This window comes from Pseudomonas sp. HLS-6 TE3448, assembly GCF_053629555.1.
In genome coordinates this window covers 2,928,010-2,946,687 of the sequence record NZ_JBRJIO010000001.1, presented here as the reverse complement: position 1 = coordinate 2,946,687, position 18,678 = coordinate 2,928,010, and the positions used below count along the sequence as shown (strand labels likewise).

The following is an 18,678-nucleotide window of genomic DNA, read 5'->3' as shown; positions in this document are numbered from 1 at the left end:
CCACCAATAAAAAAATACCGGGCTCTTTCGAGCCCGGTATCGGGTCAGTCAAGGTTTACCACTGAAAATCAGTGAATCCAAGTCTGCACATCGGTTGCAACCAACAATTGTACGTCGCCATCGTTGAACACGTTGTAGCTGGCGCCATCGACCGTCGTGGTACCGGCCGCATGCCACTCGCCACTGTCGCCAGTGATGTTGACCGTATCGTTGTGGTCACCGTTGATGATCATCTGCACCGGTGCCGCAGCGCCGCTCGCCAGATCAACCTGACCGGCCTGACCGAGCTTGCTGACTGCCTGGGCATCAACCGTCAGTACGCTTGCCTTGCCGCCATCAGCCGCCAGATCGATCGCACCCAGAGAATGAGCATCGACCGCCTGCGAATCCAGCTTGGTCAGGTCAATGGACTGATTGCCATTGCCGTCGGTGCGGAACCAGACGTCGGCGATCGTGTGAGTCTGGCCATCGCTGGTTTCGTAGCTGCTGTTCAGACCGATCAGGTTGCCGTTGTTGAGCTCGGTTGTCTTGGCCACATCCAGGTTGAACTGGGTGATGCCAAGATCCGAGAGGCTGTGCAGCTCGCCTTGATCACTGACACCATCGTTGTTGGCATCGACCCAGACTTGCAGCGCCGCGAACAGATGGTCAGCCGCGTTGACCACGCCGTCATGGGTGCTGTCCAGGCTGGAGAGCGCCTCGAAGCCGTCTTTGGCCAGCGAACCGTCCGGCAGGTGGAACGAGGAACCAAACAACTCGGAGCCATCGTTGACCTTGCCATCGCCATTGAGGTCGAGCGTCAGCAGGCCGTCACCGCCAGTCGCCCAGCCGGTCGTTTCCTTGAGGCCATCGGCATTGAGGTCGAACTTGACGCCGGTGCTCAGGTGCGCGGTCTGCACGCCATCACCGTTAAGGTCCAGGACCAATGGCGTGGACAAGGCCAGCGCATCCAGCTGAGTAGCGCTCATCGCCTGCAGTTGCGGAGTGGTGAACGCGTCAACCTGGGTCATCGACAGATGAGACAGTTGCGCCGTGGTCAGGACCGCAGCTTGCGCAGTGGTCAAGGCCGCTACCTGGGCAGTGGTCAACGCCGCCAGGTCTGTGGTTTCGATTGCCACGATCTGGGCGGTGGTCAGGGCCGCTACATCAGCGGTTTCCAGAGCGCTGATCTGGGTTGGCTTGAGGGCCACGATCTGCGCCGTGGTCAGGGCCGCCACCTGAGCAGTGGTCAACGCTGCCAGTTGGTCAGCGGTCAGGGCGCCGATATCGGCAGTTTCCATGGCCGCCACTTGCGTGGTGGTCAGGGCTGCGATTTGAGTCGGCTTCAGCGCCTCAACTTGTGCAGTGGTCAGGGCAACCACTTGAGCGGTGGTCAGTGCAGACACCTGCGCAGTTGTCAGGCTCGAAACGTCGGTCACCGTCAGAGCGGCGATGTCCGCGGTTTCCATGGCCGCCAATTGAGTGGTGGTCAATGCCGCAGTTTGTGCCGTGGTCAAGGCCGCAACCTGAGCCGTGGTCAGCGCTACGATTTGTGCGGTGGTCAGCGCAGCCACATCGGCATTTTCCAGTGCGCTGATCTGAGCAGGCTTCAGCGCTGCCACTTGTGTGGTGGTCAGAGCTGCCACCTGAGCAGTGGTCAACGCTGCCAGTTGGTCAGCGGTCAGTGCGCCAATATCGGCAGTTTCCATGGCCGCCACTTGCGTGGTGGTCAGGGCTGCGATTTGAGTCGGCTTCAGCGCCTCAACTTGTGCAGTGGTCAGTGCTACCACTTGGGCCGTGGTCAAGGCTGCCACATCGGCGGTTTCCAGCGCAGCGATCTGGCTTGGCTTCAGCGCCGCTACCTGAGCAGTGGTCAAGGCCGCCACCTGGGCAGTGGTCAAGGCCACAACGCCCGCAGTGGTCAACGCGCCAATATCAGCGGTTTCGAGGGCCGCCACTTGGGTGGTGGTCAGCGCGGCCACTTGAGCCGTGGTCAGGGCCGCCACTTGAGCCGTGGTCAGGGCTACGACCTGGGCAGTGGTCAAGGCCGCCACGTCAGCGGTTTCCAGCGCTGCGATCTGGGTCGGGGTCAGGGCTGCGACTTGGGCCGTGGTCAGCGCAGCCACCTGGGCGGTGGTCAACGCAACAACACCTGCGGTGGTCAGCGCAGCGACATCAGCAGGCTGCATGGCCGCCACTTGCGTGGTAGTCAGCGCGGCCACTTGGGCCGGTTTCAGCCCGGCAACCTGGGCGGTGGTCAGCGCCACCACCTGAGCGGTGGTCAGGGCAGCCGTCTGGGCCGTAGTCAGGGCAGCAATGCTGGCCACTGGCAGGGCAGCAATGTCAGCCGTTTCAATAGCGGCCACTTGCGTGGTGGTCAGCGCGGCCACTTGAGCCGTGGTCAGGGCCGCCACTTGAGCCGTGGTCAGGGCTACGACCTGGGCGGTGGTCAAGGCTGCCACGTCGGCAGTTTCCATGGCACTGATCTGGGTCGGCTTCAGCGCCGCCACTTGCGTGGTGGTCAGGGCAGCGACCTGAGCGGTGGTCAAGGCGACGACGCCCGCGGTGGTCAACGCGCCGACATCAGCGGTTTCGAGGGCCGCCACTTGCGTGGTGGTCAGGGCCGCGATCTGAGCCGGCTTCAGCGCCGCTACCTGGGCCGTGGTCAAGGCGACGACCTGAGCGGTAGTCAGGGCCGCCACATCAGCGGTTTCCAGCGCACCGATCTGGGCTGGGGTCAGTGCTGCGACTTGGGCCGTGGTCAGTGCTGCAACCTGGGCGGTGGTCAAGGCGACAACGCCAGCGGTGGTCAGCGCCGCAACATCAGCAGGCTGCATGGCCGCCACTTGCGTGGTGGTCAACGCGGCCACTTGGGCCGTGGTCAGCGCTGCAACCTGAGCGGTAGTCAACGCTACGACCTGCGCGGTGGTCAGGGCAGCCGCCTGCGCCGTGGTCAAGGCCGCAACGCTGGCTACTGGCAAGGCAGCAATGTCAGCCGTTTCAATAGCGGCCACTTGCGTGGTGGTCAGGGCTGCGATCTGAGTCGACTTCAGCGCCGCCACTTGGGCAGTGGTCAAGGCTACGACCTGGGCAGTAGTGAGTGCCGCTACATCAGCGGTTTCCAGTGCACCGATCTGAGTCGGGGTCAGTGCGGCAACTTGGGCCGTGGTCAGCGCGGCCACCTGGGCGGTGGTCAGGGCGACAACACCCGCAGTGGTCAGCGCCGCAACATCAGCAGGCTGCATGGCCGCCACTTGGGTGGTGGTCAGCGCGGCCACTTGAGCCGGCTTCAGCCCGGCAACCTGGTCGGTGGTCAGCGCAACGACCTGAGCGGTGGTCAGGGCAGCGGTCTGGGCCGTGGTCAGGGCCGCAATGCTAGCTACTGGCAACGCAGCAATGTCAGCCGTTTCAATAGCGGCCACTTGCGTGGTGGTCAAGGCTGCGATCTGGGTCGGCTTCAGCGCCGCGACCTGAGCCGTGGTCAGCGCCACCACCTGAGCGGTGGTCAAGGCTGCCACGTCGGCAGTTTCCAGCGCAGCGATCTGGGTCGGCTTCAGCGCCGCCACTTGGGCCGTGGTCAGGGCTGCCACCTGAGCGGTGGTCAAGGCGACGACGCCCGCAGTGGTCAACGCGCCGACATCAGCGGTTTCGAGGGCCGCCACTTGCGTGGTGGTCAAGGCTGCGATCTGAGTCGGCTTCAGCGCCGCTACCTGGGCCGTGGTCAAGGCGACGACCTGAGCGGTAGTCAGGGCCGCCACATCAGCGGTTTCCAGCGCACCGATCTGAGTCGGGGTCAGGGCGGCCACTTGGGCCGTGGTCAGCGCTGCAACCTGAGCGGTGGTCAACGCAACAACACCCGCAGTGGTCAGCGCCGCAACATCAGCAGGCTGCATGGCCGCCACTTGCGTGGTGGTCAACGCGGCCACTTGAGCCGTGGTCAGCGCTGCAACCTGGGCAGTGGTCAGCGCTACGACCTGAGCGGTGGTCAGGGCAGCGGTCTGGGCCGTGGTCAGGGCCGCAATGCTGGCCACTGGCAAGGCAGCAATGTCAGCCGTTTCAATAGCGGCCACTTGCGTGGTGGTCAAGGCTGCGATCTGGGTAGGCTTCAGCGCCGCGACCTGAGCCGTGGTCAGCGCCACCACCTGAGCGGTGGTCAAGGCTGCCACGTCGGCAGTTTCCATGGCACTGATCTGGGTCGGTTTCAGCGCCGCCACCTGGGCCGTGGTCAAGGCAGCCACCTGAGCGGTGGTCAAGGCGACGACGCCCGCAGTGGTCAACGCGCCGACATCAGCGGTTTCGAGGGCCGCCACTTGCGTGGTGGTCAGGGCTGCGATCTGAGTCGACTTCAGCGCCGCCACTTGGGCAGTGGTCAAGGCTACGACCTGGGCAGTGGTCAAGGCCGCCACGTCAGCGGTTTCCAGCGCTGCGATCTGAGTCGGGGTCAGTGCGGCCACTTGGGCCGTGGTCAGCGCAGCAACTTGGGCGGTGGTCAGGGCGACAACACCCGCAGTGGTCAGCGCCGCAACATCAGCAGGCTGCATGGCCGCCACTTGCGTGGTGGTCAGCGCGGCCACTTGGGCCGGTTTCAGCCCGGCAACCTGGGCGGTGGTCAGCGCCACGACCTGAGCGGTGGTCAAGGCAGCGGTCTGGGCCGTGGTCAGGGCCGCAATGCTGGCTACTGGCAAGGCAGCAATGTCAGCCGTTTCAATAGCGGCCACTTGCGTGGTGGTCAAGGCTGCGATCTGGGTCGGTTTCAGCGCCGCGACCTGAGCCGTGGTCAGGGCTACGACCTGGGCAGTGGTCAAGGCTGCCACGTCGGCAGTTTCCAGGGCAGCGATCTGGGTCGGCTTCAGCGCCGCCACTTGGGCTGTGGTCAGGGCCGCCACCTGGGCGGTGGTCAAGGCGACGACGCCCGCAGTGGTCAACGCGCCGACATCAGCGGTTTCGAGGGCCGCCACTTGGGTGGTGGTCAAGGCTGCGATCTGAGTCGGCTTCAGCGCTGCGACCTGGGCAGTGGTCAAAGCCACGACCTGAGCAGTAGTCAGGGCCGCCACGTCAGCGGTTTCCAGCGCACCAATCTGAGTCGGGGTCAGGGCGGCCACTTGGGCTGTGGTCAGCGCTGCAACCTGAGCGGTGGTCAACGCAACAACACCCGCAGTGGTCAGCGCCGCAACATCAGCAGGCTGCATGGCCGCCACTTGTGTGGTGGTCAGGGCCGCGATCTGGGTCGGCTTCAGCGCCGCCACCTGGGCAGTGGTCAGCGCTACGACCTGAGCGGTGGTCAGGGCAGCGGTCTGGGCCGTGGTCAGGGCCGCAATGCTGGCCACTGGCAGGGCAGCAATGTCAGCCGTTTCAATAGCGGCCACTTGCGTGGTGGTCAGCGCTGCTACTTGAGCCGTGGTCAGGGCCGCCACTTGAGCCGTGGTCAGGGCTACGACCTGGGCGGTGGTCAAGGCTGCCACGTCGGCAGTTTCCATGGCACTGATCTGGGTCGGCTTCAGCGCCGCCACTTGGGCCGTGGTCAGCGCAGCCACCTGGGCGGTGGTCAACGCGACAACGCCAGCGGTAGACAGTGCCGCAACATCAGCAGGCTGCATGGCCGCCACTTGCGTGGTGGTCAGGGCTGCGATCTGAGCCGGCTTCAGCGCCGCGACCTGGGCAGTGGTCAAAGCCACGACCTGAGCGGTAGTGAGGGCCGCCACATCAGCGGTTTCCAGCGCACCGATCTGAGTCGGGGTCAGTGCGGCCACTTGGGCCGTGGTCAGTGCGGCCACCTGGGCGGTGGTCAACGCAACAACACCCGCAGTGGTCAGCGCCGCAACATCAGCAGGCTGCATGGCCGCCACTTGCGTGGTGGTCAGCGCGGCCACTTGAGCCGGTTTCAGCCCGGCAACCTGGGCGGTGGTCAGCGCAACGACCTGAGCGGTGGTCAGGGCAGCGGTCTGGGCCGTGGTCAGGGCCGCAACGCTGGCCACTGGCAGGGCAGCAATGTCAGCCGTTTCAATAGCGGCCACTTGCGTGGTGGTCAGCGCAGCCACTTGGGCCGTGGTCAGCGCTGCAACCTGAGCGGTAGTCAACGCTACGACCTGGGCGGTGGTCAGGGCTGCCACGTCGGCAGTCTGCATGGCACTGATCTGGGCCGGCTTCAGCGCCGCCACTTGGGCGGTGGTCAGGGCCGCCACCTGGGCGGTGGTCAGGGCTACGATACCTGCGGTGGTCAACGCACCGACATCAGCGGCTTCGAGGGCCGCCACTTGCGTGGTGGTCAGGGCAGCCACTTGAGCCGTGGTCAGCGCAGCAACCTGAGCGGTAGTCAAGGCTACGACCTGAGCGGTGGTCAGCGCCGCGACATCGGCAGTCTGCATGGCACTGATCTGGGTCGGTTTCAGCGCCGCCACTTGGGCCGTGGTCAGGGCCGCCACCTGGTCGGTGGTCAACGCGACAACGCCAGCGGTAGACAGTGCCGCGACATCAGCAGGCTGCATGGCCGCCACTTGCGTGGTGGTCAGCGCGGCCACTTGAGCCGGTTTCAGCCCGGCAACCTGGGCGGTGGTCAGCGCCACAACCTGAGCGGTGGTCAGCGCGGCCGTCTGGGCCGTGGTCAGGGCCGCAACGCTGGCCACTGGCAAGGCAGCAATGTCAGCCGTTTCAATAGCGGCCACTTGCGTGGTGGTCAAGGCTGCGATCTGGGTCGGCTTCAGCGCCGCGACCTGAGCCGTGGTCAGTGCTACCACCTGAGCAGTGGTCAAGGCTGCCACGTCGGCAGTTTCCAACGCAGCGATCTGGGCCGGCTTCAGCGCCGCCACTTGGGCCGTGGTCAGGGCAGCCACCTGGGCGGTGGTCAGGGCGACGACGCCCGCGGTGGTCAGCGCGCCGATATCAGCGGTTTCGAGGGCTGCCACTTGCGTGGTAGTCAAGGCAGCAACCTGGGTGGTTTTCAGTGCAGCAACCTGGGCAGTAGTCAGCGCCACGACCTGAGCAGTGGTCAGGGCAGCCGTCTGCGCGGTAGTCAAAGCAGCGACGCTAGTCACTGGCAAGGCCGCGATGTCAGCTGTTTCGATGGCCGCCACCTGGGTAGTGGTCAATGCGGCAACCTGGGTGGTTTTCAGTGCGGTGACTTGAGCAGTAGTCAAGGCAGCGATTTGTGCGGTCGTCAGCGCCGGTACTTGCACTGTCGATAGCACGGCAATGTTCGGTTTGGTGATAACCGCAATCTGTGCGGTCGTCATCTGGGCGATCTGCGCGGTGCTCAGGGCTGCAATATCCTGAGTCGCAAGCCCCGCAATGGTTGTTGTACTCAAGGCAGCGACTTGCGCTGGGGTCAACGAAGAGATAAAGCTCATGAACGCATCCTGTCTGGGGTCATTAACTGCGCTGCCAGCGTTGTCGCCGTAGCCTTGGGCGGAAATTTTGGTAGCCCACCAGTCTTTAGCGACACAATCCGGAGAAACATTAAGAATCTTTTTTGATGGCTCTTTGCCCTTAAATATCTTTTAGTTATAAAAAACAAAAGCTTTATAGGATTGAGCCGCAACGCAATAGCGCTACATCGCCATCAACCGTTTATTTGAGCGCTGAAGATACAGCCGTACGCGGCTGTAGCAGCCATGACCTTGACCCCTCCCCTGCACTTCCCCTAGTGTGCGCGGGACACTTCGTCTGTCGACAGGGATTGACCAGCGAAGCATGCACCCATTCCCCCTTTTGCCATTCGGCAAGGGCCTTGATCGAGTAACTGATTGTGAAAACCTTCCTCCATGTAGGTTGTGGTCCAAAAAGAAAGAACAGCACGACCAAGGGCTTCGCCTCGGAGCAGTGGCAAGAGCTGCGCTTCGACATTGATGAGAGTGTCAACCCGGACATCGTCGGCACCATGACAGACATGTCCCAAGTCAAGGACGCTTCGGTGGATGCGCTGTTCTCCAGCCACAACATCGAGCATCTCTATCCCCATGAAGTGCCGGTAGCCCTGGCCGAGTTCAAGCGCGTCCTCAAGCCTGGCGGCTTCTTGATCATCACCTGCCCGGACCTGCAGTCGGTGTGCGCCCTGGTTGCCGAAGACAAGTTGACCGACGAAGCCTACCTTTCGCCGGCAGGACCGATCGCACCGATCGACATCCTCTACGGCCATCGCCCGGCCATGGCCAACGGCAACCTGTTCATGGCGCACCGTTGTGGTTTTACTAAAAAGGTACTGACCGGCTCCCTTCAAGCGGCCGGCTTCGACATGGTGCTGCCAATACAGCGTGCCCATCCATCCTACGATCTGTGGGCGGTGGCGGCACTTGCTCCAATCACCGAACAGGAAGTGGTAGAGATCGCCAAACAGCACTTCCCGGGTTAAGCCACATTGAGCCTGTTCGCAGTGGGTCCGGCATACAGAACCACCCTGCGCCAACCGCTTGCCCACGGCTCACGTCGCTTGCACAGCTAAGACCCAACCCCTAGGCTCTGCTCCGTTAATTACCGGAACGAGCCTATGGACACCCCCGTGAGCTGGCGAGAGCGGCTCTACATCATTGTTTTCCAAACCGACACCCTCGCTGGCCGGCGCTTCGACAGCATCCTGCTGCTGATCGTCCTCGCCAGCCTGGTGACCGTGGTGCTGGACAGCATCGACGAGATACATCGCGACTACGTTGGGCTGCTGACGACGCTCGAGTGGGGCTTCACCGCGATATTCCTGGTCGAATACATTCTGCGCCTGTACTGCTCGCCCAAACCGCTGCGCTATGCCTTCAGCTTCTACGGCCTGGTAGACCTGCTGGCGATCGTGCCCGGCATCATTGCCCTGTACTACAGCGATGCGCAGTACCTGTTGATTGTCCGCGTGATCCGAATGCTACGGATTTTCCGGGTACTCAAACTGATGCCCTACCTCAAGCAGGCCAACTACCTGCTCGCGGCCCTGCAAGGCAGCCGCCAGAAGATCATTGTGTTCCTGCTCAGCGTATCGACCCTGGTGACAGTGTTCGGCACCCTGATGTACGTGATTGAAGGGCCGGACCGTGGCTTTACCAGCATCCCGAAAGGCATCTACTGGGCCATCGTCACACTGACCACCGTCGGCTACGGCGATATCGTGCCGAAGACCCCGTTAGGGCAGATGCTCTCATCACTGGTGATGATTGCCGGTTACTCGATCATTGCCGTGCCCACCGGCATCTTCACTGCCGAGCTGGCCAACGCCATGCGCGGTGAAAAGCTGCAGCACCCCTGCCCGGTATGCCGCAAGGACAGCCATGAAAACAGCGCCGCGTTCTGCTCCCGCTGCGGCAATGCACTGTTCAAGAAAAACGAATAAACAAATCACTTTTTAATCTTTTATCGACTAAGGCCGAACCGCTATAGTCGCAGGCATAATGCCGCTAACCCCACTAGAACAAGGAATGCGCAGTGAAAAAACTCTTCAGTGCCTCGCTTCTCGCCGCAGGCCTGGCCTTGGGCAACCTGGCCCAGGCCGCGCCGCCCCTGCTCAACGTCTCCTATGACGTGATGCGCGACTTCTACAAGGACTACAACAGCGCCTTCCAGAAGCACTGGGAAGCCGAGCACAAAGAGAAAATCGCCGTACAGATGTCCTTCGGCGGCTCGAGCAAACAAGCACGCTCGGTGATCGATGGCCTGCCTGCCGATGTCATCACCATGAACATGGCCACCGACATCAACGCCTTGGCCGACAACGGCAAACTGGTCCCGGACAACTGGGTGACCCGCCTGCCGAACAACAGTGCGCCCTTTACCTCGGCCACCGTGTTCATCGTCCGCAAGGGCAACCCGAAAGCCCTGAAAGACTGGCCAGACCTGCTCAAGGACGGCGTACAAGTGATCGTGCCCAACCCGAAAACCTCGGGCAACGGCCGCTACACCTACCTTTCGGCCTGGGGCTATGTGCTGAAGAACGGTGGCGACGAGAACAAGGCCAAGGCCTTTGTCGGCAAACTGTTCAAACAGGCGCCAGTGCTCGACACCGGCGGCCGTGCCGCCACCACCACCTTCATGACCAACCAGATTGGCGACGTGCTGGTGACCTTCGAGAACGAAGCCGAGATGATTGCCCGTGAGTTTGGGCGCGATCAGTTTGAAGTGATCTACCCGAGCGTTTCCGCCGAAGCCGAGCCACCGGTGAGCGTGGTCGACAAAGTGGTCGACAAGAAAGGCAGCCGTGCCGCCGCCGAAGAGTACCTGAAGTACCTGTGGTCGCCCGAGGCTCAGGAAATCGCCGCCAACAACTACCTGCGTCCACGCGACCCTGCCGTACTGGCCAAATACACCGACCGCTTCCCGAAAGTCGACTTCCTCTCGGTAGAGAAGACCTTCGGCGACTGGCGTACCGTGCAAAAGACCCATTTCAATGACGGCGGCGTCTTCGACCAGATCTACACCGGGCAGTAAGCGAAGAACACTGCATTCTGTGTGAGCAGGCTTGCCTGCAAGTACGCGGCGCCTGCATCGCGGGCAAGCCCGGCTCCTACAGGGTGCGCATATACCCTCTCACCTTATTGGCCGAACCCAGCCATAGGAATTATCCTACAACCTCTGTCCACCTCGAATGATTGCACGGGGAAGCGCTTCGCACGTAGTCTCGAACGGTCGCTGACGTTTCAGCGATCGGGTTTGGCGACCTGGGAAACGATACCAACGAGCAACCATTAGAGCGCGCAGATGCCAGCAGGCATAAGTGCATTTTTTATGGTGGCCGTGTGTGGGAGGGCTTCGGCCCTGCCGGGTTATCCTGGTGTCGTCCCGGTTCGCCAACCTGCACACGGCTGCCACCCATTTCGTTTGGCGACGAGCATGTGGCAGCTCCATTACGACTCCAGGAGTGCAGCATGAAAAAAATCGTCCCCGATCCCCCCGCGTTTCTTTTCGCCAAAACAGCCGAAACCACCTTTGGCGAGTGCGAAGGCCACCCACCGTTGTTCACCGTGCGACCGGGCATCAGTGCTGAAGACGCACTGGTCCATGCGGCGCTTTTCCTCAAGTGCGCCATCGACACGTGCCCTCAGGCCGTGCAGTACACCGACGAAACGGGCCGTGGCTTTGCCTGGAGCACGCTGCATTCCGTGCAAATGGCCAAAGGGCTGGTCGATGCCGTGCTAGACGGCATCGAAACCCACAACCTGAACGCGCACCGTGACGCGCAAAACCACTAGACCCCTCGGGTAAACACCAGTGCCTTGAGGCCGCCCGCCGGATCGTTGTCGGGAAACTCCGGCGGGTTGCTCAGGCGCTCGACGAAATGCAGGTGTGGCGCTTCGGCGGCCATGCCCTCGATGAGAAACTCAGGGCCAATGGCCGGGTCGTTGACGCACGCCAACACCACGCCCTGCTCTGTCAGCAGTTCCGGCAAGCGGCGCAGGATCTTGCTGTAGTCGTGGGTCAGGACAAAGCTGCCACGCTGGAAGGTCGGCGGGTCGATGATGATCAGGTCATAGGGGCCACCCTTGCGTACCTTGCCCCAGGACTTGAACAACTCATGGCCGAGGAAACTTACCCGCGCCAGTTCATGCTCATTCAACCGGTGGTTCTCGCGCCCACGGCTCAAGGCGGCCTTGGCCATGTCGAGGTTGACCACCTGTTCGGCGCCACCAGCAATCGCCGCCACGGAAAAGCCGCAGGTGTAGGCAAACAGGTTCAATACACGCTTGCCCGCCGCCTGTTCACGTACCCAGCGACGGCCATGGCGCATGTCGAGAAACAGCCCGGTGTTCTGCTTCAGGCCCAGGTCGAGCTTGTAGCGCAGGCCGTCTTCGTCGATCAGCCAATGCTCGCTCGGTGTACCCAACAACCAATGCCCCGGGCTGTCCGGCAGATAGCGGTGTTGAATAAGAATCGCCTGCCCGGGCCACTGCGGGCCTGCCGCCAGCGCCAGCAGCATCTGCTCGAGGGCCGGCAACTGGCCCTCAGGCGGTTCGCGAAACAATGACACCAACAACACGCCCTGCAACCAGTCGACGGTGATCTGCTCAAGCCCCGGCCAGCAGCGACCGCGGCCATGGAACAAGCGCCGGGTTTCCGCCGGAGCGGGGTTGAGGGCGTCGAGCAGGTGTTCGCGCAGGGTGTCGATAACAGAAGTCATGGCAAGGATCGAGGCTGTAAAGCGGCCTATTCTAACCCGACTCCCCCACCCTGGGCGCTGGCCTTGCCGGCTTGAACCACCAGCCCTGCTGCATACCGGCCGCCGCCAGCAAGATCGCGGCGACACCCAGCCACTGCAGCAGGCTCAGGCGATGGTCAAAGGCCAGCCAGTCGACGAAGATCGCCGCAATCGGGTAGATGAACGACAAGGCACCGGTCAGGGCGGTTGGCAGTTTTTGAATGGCGCCGTACAGCAGCACGTACATCAACCCGGTGTGAACCATGCCCAATGTCACCAGGCTGGCCAGCTCGCTCGCTTCGTGCGGCAACCCGCTGCTGTTGGCCCAGGGCGCCAGCAGCAACACGCCGGTGCCGACCTGAATCAACGCGATCAGGTGCGGTGGCGTGCCGCTCAGACGCTTGATGATCAACGCGGCAACGGCATACAAGAATGCAGCCCCCAAGGCCAGGCCAATCCCCGCCAGGTAGTCATCCCCCGAACCTTGCTGAGCGCCATGAGCGCTGACAATCGCCAGCATGCCGGCAAAGGCAATGCTCAACCAGAACACTTTCGGCAGGGTAATTTTCTCGCCGAGAAACACTGCGGCCAGTGCCACCAGCATGAACGGCTGGACGTTGTACACCGCTGTACCAATGGCAATCGACGCCCGTGAATAGGAGGCGAACAGCAACACCCAGTTGCCGACGATGGCCACGCCACTGAGCACCGCCAAGGCGAAGGTAGCCCAGCTGAGGATACCCGGGCGCAGGAAACCAAACAGCGCGCAAATCACCAGCAAGGTGCCGGCACCGAACACGCAACGCCAGAACACGACATCCAGCACCGGTTGCCCGGACACCAGCACAAACCAACCGATGGTCCCCGAAATCAACATGGCGGCGACCATTTCCAGCGACCCACGACGTATTGAACTGTCCATCACTCACCTCCGATACGATGGACAAAGTATGACGAGCGCCGAGGTGGCCATTCCAGCGGAAAAAGCAGGCTAAACTTGGCGTTAACCTTTTTTATCAAGGCACTTTTTCCTTTTTGCCTAACGAGGCGGATATGACTGACGACATCGACCAACTGCTGATCAACGCCCTGATGGAAGACTCTCGACGCTCGCTCAAGGCACTGGCCCAGCTCAGCGGGCTGTCGGCGCCGAGTGTCAGTGAGCGCCTGCGCCGCCTGGAGGAGCGCGGTGTACTGAAGGGCTACACGGTGGACGTCGACCCACGCAGTTTTGGCTACCAGTTGCAGGCCATCGTGCGTATCCGCCCCCTGCCGGGCCAGTTGCAGGAGGTCGAACGGCAGATCCAGGCCATCCCCGAGTTCACTGAATGCGACAAGGTCACGGGTGACGACTGCTTCATTGCCCGCCTGCATGTGCGCTCGATGGAACAGCTCGATACCCTGCTCGATCGCCTCAACAGCCATGCCGAGACCAACACCGCCATCGTCAAGAAGACCCCGGTCAAGCGCCGTTTACCGCCGATGAACTGAATAGCCAATGGCCGGTTCAACTCCAGCCGTAGCGCACCAGGTGGAAAAACACCGGGGCGGCAAAACAGACGGAATCCAGCCGGTCGAGCATGCCGCCGTGGCCTTCGATCATGTGCCCCCAATCCTTGACGCCACGATCACGCTTGATGGCCGACATCACCAGGCCACCGGCAAAGCCCAGCAGGCACACCACCAACGCAAGCAGCGCGGCCTGCCAGGGCGCAAACGGGGTAATCCAGTACAGCGCCGCACCGATCAGGGTCGCCAGCGCGATGCCGCCGAAGAAGCCCTCGGTGGTTTTCGACGGCGACAGGTTAGGCGCAATCTTGTGCTTGCCCCACAGCTTGCCGCAGACGTACTGCAACACGTCCGACAGCTGCACCACCAGGATCAGCCAGGCGATCAGCAACAGGTTGCGCCCTTCATAGCCTGGAATATTCAGGGTCAGCAACGCGGGCACGGCAGACACGCAGTAGACCGCAATCGTCAGGCCCCATTGGACTTTCGAGGTGCGCTCCAGAAAGTGCGTGGTGTCACCGCCCAGTGACGACAGGATCGGCATCAGCAGGAACAGGTAGACCGGGATGAAGATCGAGAACAGCCCGTACCAGTCCATCCCGATCAACAGGTACTGCACCGGCAAGGCAAAGTAGAACGCGGCCACCAGCGCCGGATAGTCGCTACGCCGGGTAGGTGTCAGGGTCATGAACTCGCGCAGGGCATAGAACGACACGCCATAGAACAGCAGGATCACGCCGACCTGACCGATCATGAAGGCGATGCCGATCACCGCGACCATCACCCACCAGGCATTGATGCGGGCATTAAGATTGTCGATCACCGGGTTCGGTGCCGAGGCGCGCCATTTGAGGAGCTGGCCGACGACCGTGGCCAGGACCAGAATACCGCCAATACCGGCAAACAGTTGCAGTGTTGTGCTGTCCATTTCAGACCCCCTCCTTTGCCAGGGCCAACAAGGCGTCCCGTGATCGTTCAAGGAACATGGCCTTGCTCTCATCCGCCGCCAGCGAAATCGGTTCGCCGAAGTTCAAGGTGCATAACAGTGGCAACGGCAACACCCGGCCTTTGGGCATCACACGGTTGAGGTTGGCGATCCACACCGGAATGATCTCGATGTCTGGCCGTTGCCGCGCCAGGTGGTACAGGCCACTTTTGAACGGCAGCAAGGTTTCATCGCTGAGGTTGCGCGTGCCCTCAGGGAACAGGATCAGTGAGTCACCCTGCTCCAGCGCATCGAGCATCGCCTGCAACGGCTGGCTGTCTGGAAGCGCATGCTGGCGGTCGATCAGCACGCCGTTGAACACCCGCTGGATCAGGAAACGCCGCAACCGCCCGGTTAGCCAGTAATCGGCACCGGCCACAGGGCGGGTACGCTGACGCAAATGGGCGGGCAGCGAGGCCCAGAACAGCACGAAGTCACCGTGGCTGCTGTGGTTGGCAAAATAGATACGTTGCACCGGCTCAGGGCTACACCCCAGCCACAGTGCACGTGCGCCGGTCAGCAGCCGCGCACCGGAGGTTATGGCGAAGGCAACCAGAGAAACAAGCATCGAGAATTCCTTACGCGATGAGGGAAAGCCACGGCATGCACAGGCACGCCAGGAGCACGATCAGGCATTGCGCACACACCCATAACGCCTGGAACCGAAGCAAGCGCAATGCACCCCGGCTACGTTCAAACAGGCTTCTGGAACCCGTTGCCGCGGGCTGCAAGCCCAGCTCGTGCAGTGCGCTATCAAGGGCCTCGGCCTTCAGGTCAAAGGCCTGTGGCGGCTGTGCCAGGCAGGTGAACAGGTCGGCATCCAAGGCAACCCGCAGGGCGAAGTACTTTTGTACCAACCCACAGAACAGCAAGGCTGAGGCCAGCAGCGCAGCAAACAACGAAGGTGCAACCCCAAACAACGGCGCCAACCCGACAAGCAACGCCACCCCCGTCAGCACCGTGGAAAACCGGTCCAGGTCACGCCCCCGGCGCAGCAGGTTGACGACCAGCTTCAGGTGCATCTCAGTAGCCATCGGACACCACCGTTGCAAGAGGCATAAGGGCCTGGCGCTGAGCCTGGGCCAGCACCACCTGCGGTCGCGCCTTGCGCACACAGGCCAGGGCGCTGTCGATGTCGCGGCAACGGCGGGTGTACAACAACCAGGCCGCCACCGCCGTTGCGCTGCGCGAGTAACCCAGCGCACAGCACACCAGTACCGGCCCCTGTTGGCGCAAGGCCTCGATGGCCTGCGCCGCCGCCTCGCAGCGGGCTGCGCTTGGCGCCGTCAGGTCGAGCACCGGGAAGCTGCGATAGGCCTTGCCACGGCTGTCGACCGGCAATTCCGCACACAGGTCTACGATCGCGGCAAACGGCTGGGCCTGCCCGGCGGCTGGAATTCGCCCAAGCCAGACGTTGTCAGCGACCTGAACGGGATGTGGGTGCTGCCGCGTCCATACCCGGGAGTTGACCCAGGCAGCCAGCAAGTAAGGCGCCAGCAACCCTTGCGCAGCGGCTGACAGGCGCCCGTCCGCACGCTTCTGAAAGCCTTCGGCACCGAACAGGGCATAGTTCAGCGCCACCAACAGCAACGACAGCGCCGGCCACAGTAGCCACAGCGCGCTGCCTTTCAGGGTCAAGGCCAGCGCCACCAGCACCGCGCAGCCCAGACCGTAGCGCACAGCCAACAGCCGGCGTTTCGGGTCGGTCGCCAGTTGCAGCGTACGCAAGGGGCTTTGCCCCTCGCTGGGCCAGAGCCACAGGCAGAACAAGCCTGCGGCTACACCGGTCGGCACATCAATGAAATGGTGCTGCCAGGTAGTCAGGACCGACAGACCAATCAGCACGAACCAACCGTGCAACAGAACGCGCCAGACGCCACGGGCATAGCGGGCAAAGCAGGCCCAGAGCACGACCAGTAAGGTGATGTGCAGCGAAGGCGCCTGATTGAAGGGTTTATCGAAGCCCATCAGCAGGTCGAACATCAGCCCGAACGTCCCCTCCAGTGGCGGGCGCTCAAAGGTGAAACGCAGGGGCCAGAGAAGAAAACAGGCAATGCAGATCACCTGCGCGCTGAGCAGCCGCAGACCATGCCGGTCCATTTCGCGGCGACTGGCCGGTAGCAGGAATGACAACCCGTACAGCAGGTCAATCGACCAGTAAGGCACGATTGTCCAGGGCCATAACGGCAGGTGTTGTTCCCAGGCAAAGAACAGGCTGCCAACATCATCACGCTGGCCGGTAAACCGGTTGGCGAAGCCGTAACTGGCGAAAAACAGCGGCCCGAGCAGTAACAGCCAGAGCACACCGCGCTTCCACAGCCCGGCCTCCCTTGCCTCAACAGGCGCCATCACGACACCCGTTGAGCCAGAGACACGGTGAAGATACCCCACTCGTCCACACGCTGAGTCACCTTGCGGAAACCGGCACGCTCAACCAATTGGTCCATTTCAACCTGGCTGCGCCGACGCATCACCCAGGCCTGCCCTTCACGGTGGCTGGTCAAGGCGCGGGCAATGAATTCCAGTTGCGGGTGCCAAGGCTGCCCGGTGTACACCAGGTAACCCCCCGCTTCCACTGCAGCGGCCAGACCGGCCAGCGAATCACTCACCATGGCATTGCTGGCGAACAGCTCATAGAGCCCGGAAACCACGGCCAGGGTCTTGGGTTCCAGCGCGGCCAGGTCCTCGCGGTCGAAGGCATCGCCTTTGACGAAGCGGGCGATATCACCCAGCCCTTTCTGCTCGATCAGGGCCGAACCATCACGTACGTTCAGGTCGCTGTAGTCGCGCAGCAGGATCGACTCAGGCCGTTGCGCGCCCTGTTCCAACGATTCGAGGATATAGCGGCCATGCCCGGCAGCAATGTCGACGATATGCACGGGACGCTGCTGTTCGCGCAACGATGCCATCGCCTGGCGCAACAGCTCCTCGACGTGCACCTTGCGCTGACGGATACCGCGCCAGCCAATAGCGTTCAGGTAGTTGCGGTCGATCAGGCGGCCCAGCGGCGAGTTGCCGGTGGGCTGGTTACGGTAGACGTAGTCCAGGGTACTGCCCGAATCGAAACCGGTGTCGAAACCCAGCTTGACCCCGGCACTGAGCGTGGCACCCAGTTTCAGCCCGGCGCGAGTCGCCCGCCAATACAGTTCACGCGGCGAGTTCAGCGGCAGGGGTGCAGCCAGGGCTTCGGACTCGGCGCAGCTCCAGCCGATCTGGTCGGCGTCGAGCAATGACGGCCTGACGATGGGCTCGGCGAAGTTGCGCAGGATGAAACGGCGCATACGCTGGGTAGCCTGTGCGCGCTCACGCTCACCCAGGGTGTCGTGGAAAAAGCCTGGCAGGATGTGTTTTTCCTTGCACACGCTGCCCAGCCGGTCGAAGAACTGCTCCTGCGGTTTGCGGTGCACGACAAAGTCGGCACCGGAGATCAGCAGTTGGGTCGGTGTCTGGATCGACTGCGCATCAGCCACCACCCGCTCGGCGGCGTCATACAGCCCCAGCAGCATGTTGACCGAAATCGGCCGGGTAATCAGGGGATCGCTCTCGTAAGAGGCAATGCGTTGCGGGTCATGGCTGAGGAACTGGGCCTTGACGTAGCTGTTGACGAAGAAGTTGCCGCGCCAGGCGCGCATCAGCTTCAGGCCCGTGCGGGCAAACGGTACATACAGCTTGACCTTGAAGGCCGGCGAAGCCAGAACCAGTGCACGTATTGGCGGCGCGTAGTCGTGAACCCAGGTCGCAATCAATACCGCACCGACGCTTTGCGCAACCACCGCCATGTGGTCAACCGCAATACAGTACTGGTCACGGATATGCTCGATGAAGGTCTGTACATCGCGCACGCTGGTGGCAAAGCCAGGGCTGTCGCCCCGCGCACCTGGCGACTCGCCATGACCGCGTGCATCCCAGGCAAACACATCGAAGCCCGGCAGGTCCAGTTCGTCGGCCAGGTGAGCCATCCGGCCACCGTGTTCATGCCCTCGGTGGAACAGCACCAGCGCTCGGCGAGGCGTGGCCTCATCGCGCTGAACCGCCGGCCAGTGGCGGTAAAACAGGCTGACGTTGTCATGGGTACTGAAGGACTGCTGCAGGGCTTCGCGCATCA

Annotated in this window: 13 protein-coding genes; 5 read left to right on the top strand and 8 right to left on the bottom strand. The window is 62.5% G+C overall.

All coding sequences use genetic code 11. The features are described 5' to 3' along the window. Positions 1–68 precede the first annotated feature (68 nt). On the bottom strand, positions 69–7,322 hold the full coding sequence (locus tag AB7M23_RS13690; RefSeq protein WP_454241062.1) for a hypothetical protein: 7,254 nt from the start codon (positions 7,320–7,322) through the stop codon (positions 69–71). A gap of 398 nt (positions 7,323–7,720) precedes the next feature. On the opposite strand from AB7M23_RS13690, the gene AB7M23_RS13685 reads away from it, so the two are divergent. The 4 genes from AB7M23_RS13685 to AB7M23_RS13670 all read left to right on the top strand — a co-directional run bounded on the left by AB7M23_RS13685 (position 7,721) and on the right by AB7M23_RS13670 (position 11,135). Then, positions 7,721–8,323, top strand: a complete 603-nt coding sequence (locus AB7M23_RS13685) for a class I SAM-dependent methyltransferase (protein WP_409278245.1) — start codon at positions 7,721–7,723, stop codon at positions 8,321–8,323. Between the two features lie 135 nt (positions 8,324–8,458). After that, complete coding sequence (locus tag AB7M23_RS13680) at positions 8,459–9,283, top strand: ion transporter (RefSeq protein WP_454241061.1); 825 nt, start codon at positions 8,459–8,461, stop codon at positions 9,281–9,283. 92 nt (positions 9,284–9,375) lie between these two features. Next, positions 9,376–10,374 carry a sulfate ABC transporter substrate-binding protein gene (locus tag AB7M23_RS13675; RefSeq protein ID WP_065759825.1) on the top strand — a complete coding sequence of 333 codons (999 nt, stop codon included), beginning with the start codon at positions 9,376–9,378 and terminating at the stop codon, positions 10,372–10,374. 437 nt (positions 10,375–10,811) lie between these two features. After that, entirely contained in the window at positions 10,812–11,135 is a 324-nt protein-coding gene (locus AB7M23_RS13670) for a DUF3077 domain-containing protein (protein ID WP_454241060.1), read from the top strand. Here AB7M23_RS13670 and AB7M23_RS13665 read toward each other — a convergent pair. Continuing rightward, a complete protein-coding gene (locus AB7M23_RS13665) occupies positions 11,132–12,061 on the bottom strand; it encodes a class I SAM-dependent methyltransferase (protein ID WP_454241059.1) in 930 nt (309 codons plus the stop codon). The two genes, AB7M23_RS13670 and AB7M23_RS13665, sit on opposite strands and share 4 nt — an antisense overlap. A 31-nt stretch (positions 12,062–12,092) precedes the next feature. After that, a complete protein-coding gene (locus AB7M23_RS13660; RefSeq protein WP_454241058.1) occupies positions 12,093–13,001 on the bottom strand; it encodes a DMT family transporter in 909 nt (302 codons plus the stop codon). 131 nt (positions 13,002–13,132) lie between these two features. Between AB7M23_RS13660 and AB7M23_RS13655 the strand changes: the two genes are divergently transcribed. Next, entirely contained in the window at positions 13,133–13,570 is a 438-nt protein-coding gene (locus tag AB7M23_RS13655; RefSeq protein ID WP_065759829.1) for an Lrp/AsnC family transcriptional regulator, read from the top strand. A gap of 16 nt (positions 13,571–13,586) precedes the next feature. Here the strand turns inward: AB7M23_RS13655 and AB7M23_RS13650 are convergent, their stop codons facing one another. From AB7M23_RS13650 to AB7M23_RS13630, 5 genes are read right to left on the bottom strand one after another with little or no spacing between them, the layout of a single operon-like run. Beyond that, positions 13,587–14,516, bottom strand: a complete 930-nt coding sequence (locus AB7M23_RS13650) for a phosphatidate cytidylyltransferase (protein WP_454241057.1) — start codon at positions 14,514–14,516, stop codon at positions 13,587–13,589. Position 14,517: 1 nt separating this feature from the next. Continuing rightward, on the bottom strand, positions 14,518–15,141 hold the full coding sequence (locus tag AB7M23_RS13645) for a lysophospholipid acyltransferase family protein (protein ID WP_065759831.1): 624 nt from the start codon (positions 15,139–15,141) through the stop codon (positions 14,518–14,520). Positions 15,142–15,151: 10 nt separating this feature from the next. Beyond that, on the bottom strand, positions 15,152–15,607 hold the full coding sequence (locus tag AB7M23_RS13640; RefSeq protein WP_454241056.1) for a hypothetical protein: 456 nt from the start codon (positions 15,605–15,607) through the stop codon (positions 15,152–15,154). After that, complete coding sequence (locus tag AB7M23_RS13635) at positions 15,597–16,922, bottom strand: phosphatase PAP2/dual specificity phosphatase family protein (RefSeq protein WP_454241055.1); 1,326 nt, start codon at positions 16,920–16,922, stop codon at positions 15,597–15,599. Before AB7M23_RS13635 ends, AB7M23_RS13640 begins: the two co-directional genes overlap by 11 nt. Continuing rightward, the gene (locus tag AB7M23_RS13630; protein ID WP_454241054.1) at positions 16,922–18,676 is read right to left on the bottom strand and encodes a bifunctional alpha/beta hydrolase/class I SAM-dependent methyltransferase; all 1,755 of its coding nucleotides are present in this window, start codon (positions 18,674–18,676) and stop codon (positions 16,922–16,924) included. The genes AB7M23_RS13635 and AB7M23_RS13630 overlap by 1 nt, the downstream gene beginning before the upstream one ends. Between the last annotated feature and the right edge of the window lie 2 nt (positions 18,677–18,678).

Excerpts from the sequence above, each read along its gene's own strand:
- AB7M23_RS13655 (WP_065759829.1), top strand. The coding sequence starts at position 13,133 with ATGACTGACGACATCGACCAACTGCTGATCAACGCCCTGATGGAAGAC.
- AB7M23_RS13660 (WP_454241058.1), bottom strand. The coding sequence starts at position 13,001 with ATGGACAGTTCAATACGTCGTGGGTCGCTGGAAATGGTCGCCGCCATG.
- AB7M23_RS13665 (WP_454241059.1), bottom strand. The coding sequence starts at position 12,061 with ATGACTTCTGTTATCGACACCCTGCGCGAACACCTGCTCGACGCCCTC.
- AB7M23_RS13640 (WP_454241056.1), bottom strand. The coding sequence starts at position 15,607 with ATGGCTACTGAGATGCACCTGAAGCTGGTCGTCAACCTGCTGCGCCGG.
- AB7M23_RS13630 (WP_454241054.1), bottom strand. The coding sequence starts at position 18,676 with ATGCGCGAAGCCCTGCAGCAGTCCTTCAGTACCCATGACAACGTCAGC.
- AB7M23_RS13635 (WP_454241055.1), bottom strand. The coding sequence starts at position 16,922 with ATGGCGCCTGTTGAGGCAAGGGAGGCCGGGCTGTGGAAGCGCGGTGTG.
- AB7M23_RS13650 (WP_454241057.1), bottom strand. The coding sequence starts at position 14,516 with ATGGACAGCACAACACTGCAACTGTTTGCCGGTATTGGCGGTATTCTG.
- AB7M23_RS13670 (WP_454241060.1), top strand. The coding sequence starts at position 10,812 with ATGAAAAAAATCGTCCCCGATCCCCCCGCGTTTCTTTTCGCCAAAACA.
- AB7M23_RS13680 (WP_454241061.1), top strand. The coding sequence starts at position 8,459 with ATGGACACCCCCGTGAGCTGGCGAGAGCGGCTCTACATCATTGTTTTC.
- AB7M23_RS13645 (WP_065759831.1), bottom strand. The coding sequence starts at position 15,141 with ATGCTTGTTTCTCTGGTTGCCTTCGCCATAACCTCCGGTGCGCGGCTG.
- AB7M23_RS13690 (WP_454241062.1), bottom strand. The coding sequence starts at position 7,322 with ATGAGCTTTATCTCTTCGTTGACCCCAGCGCAAGTCGCTGCCTTGAGT.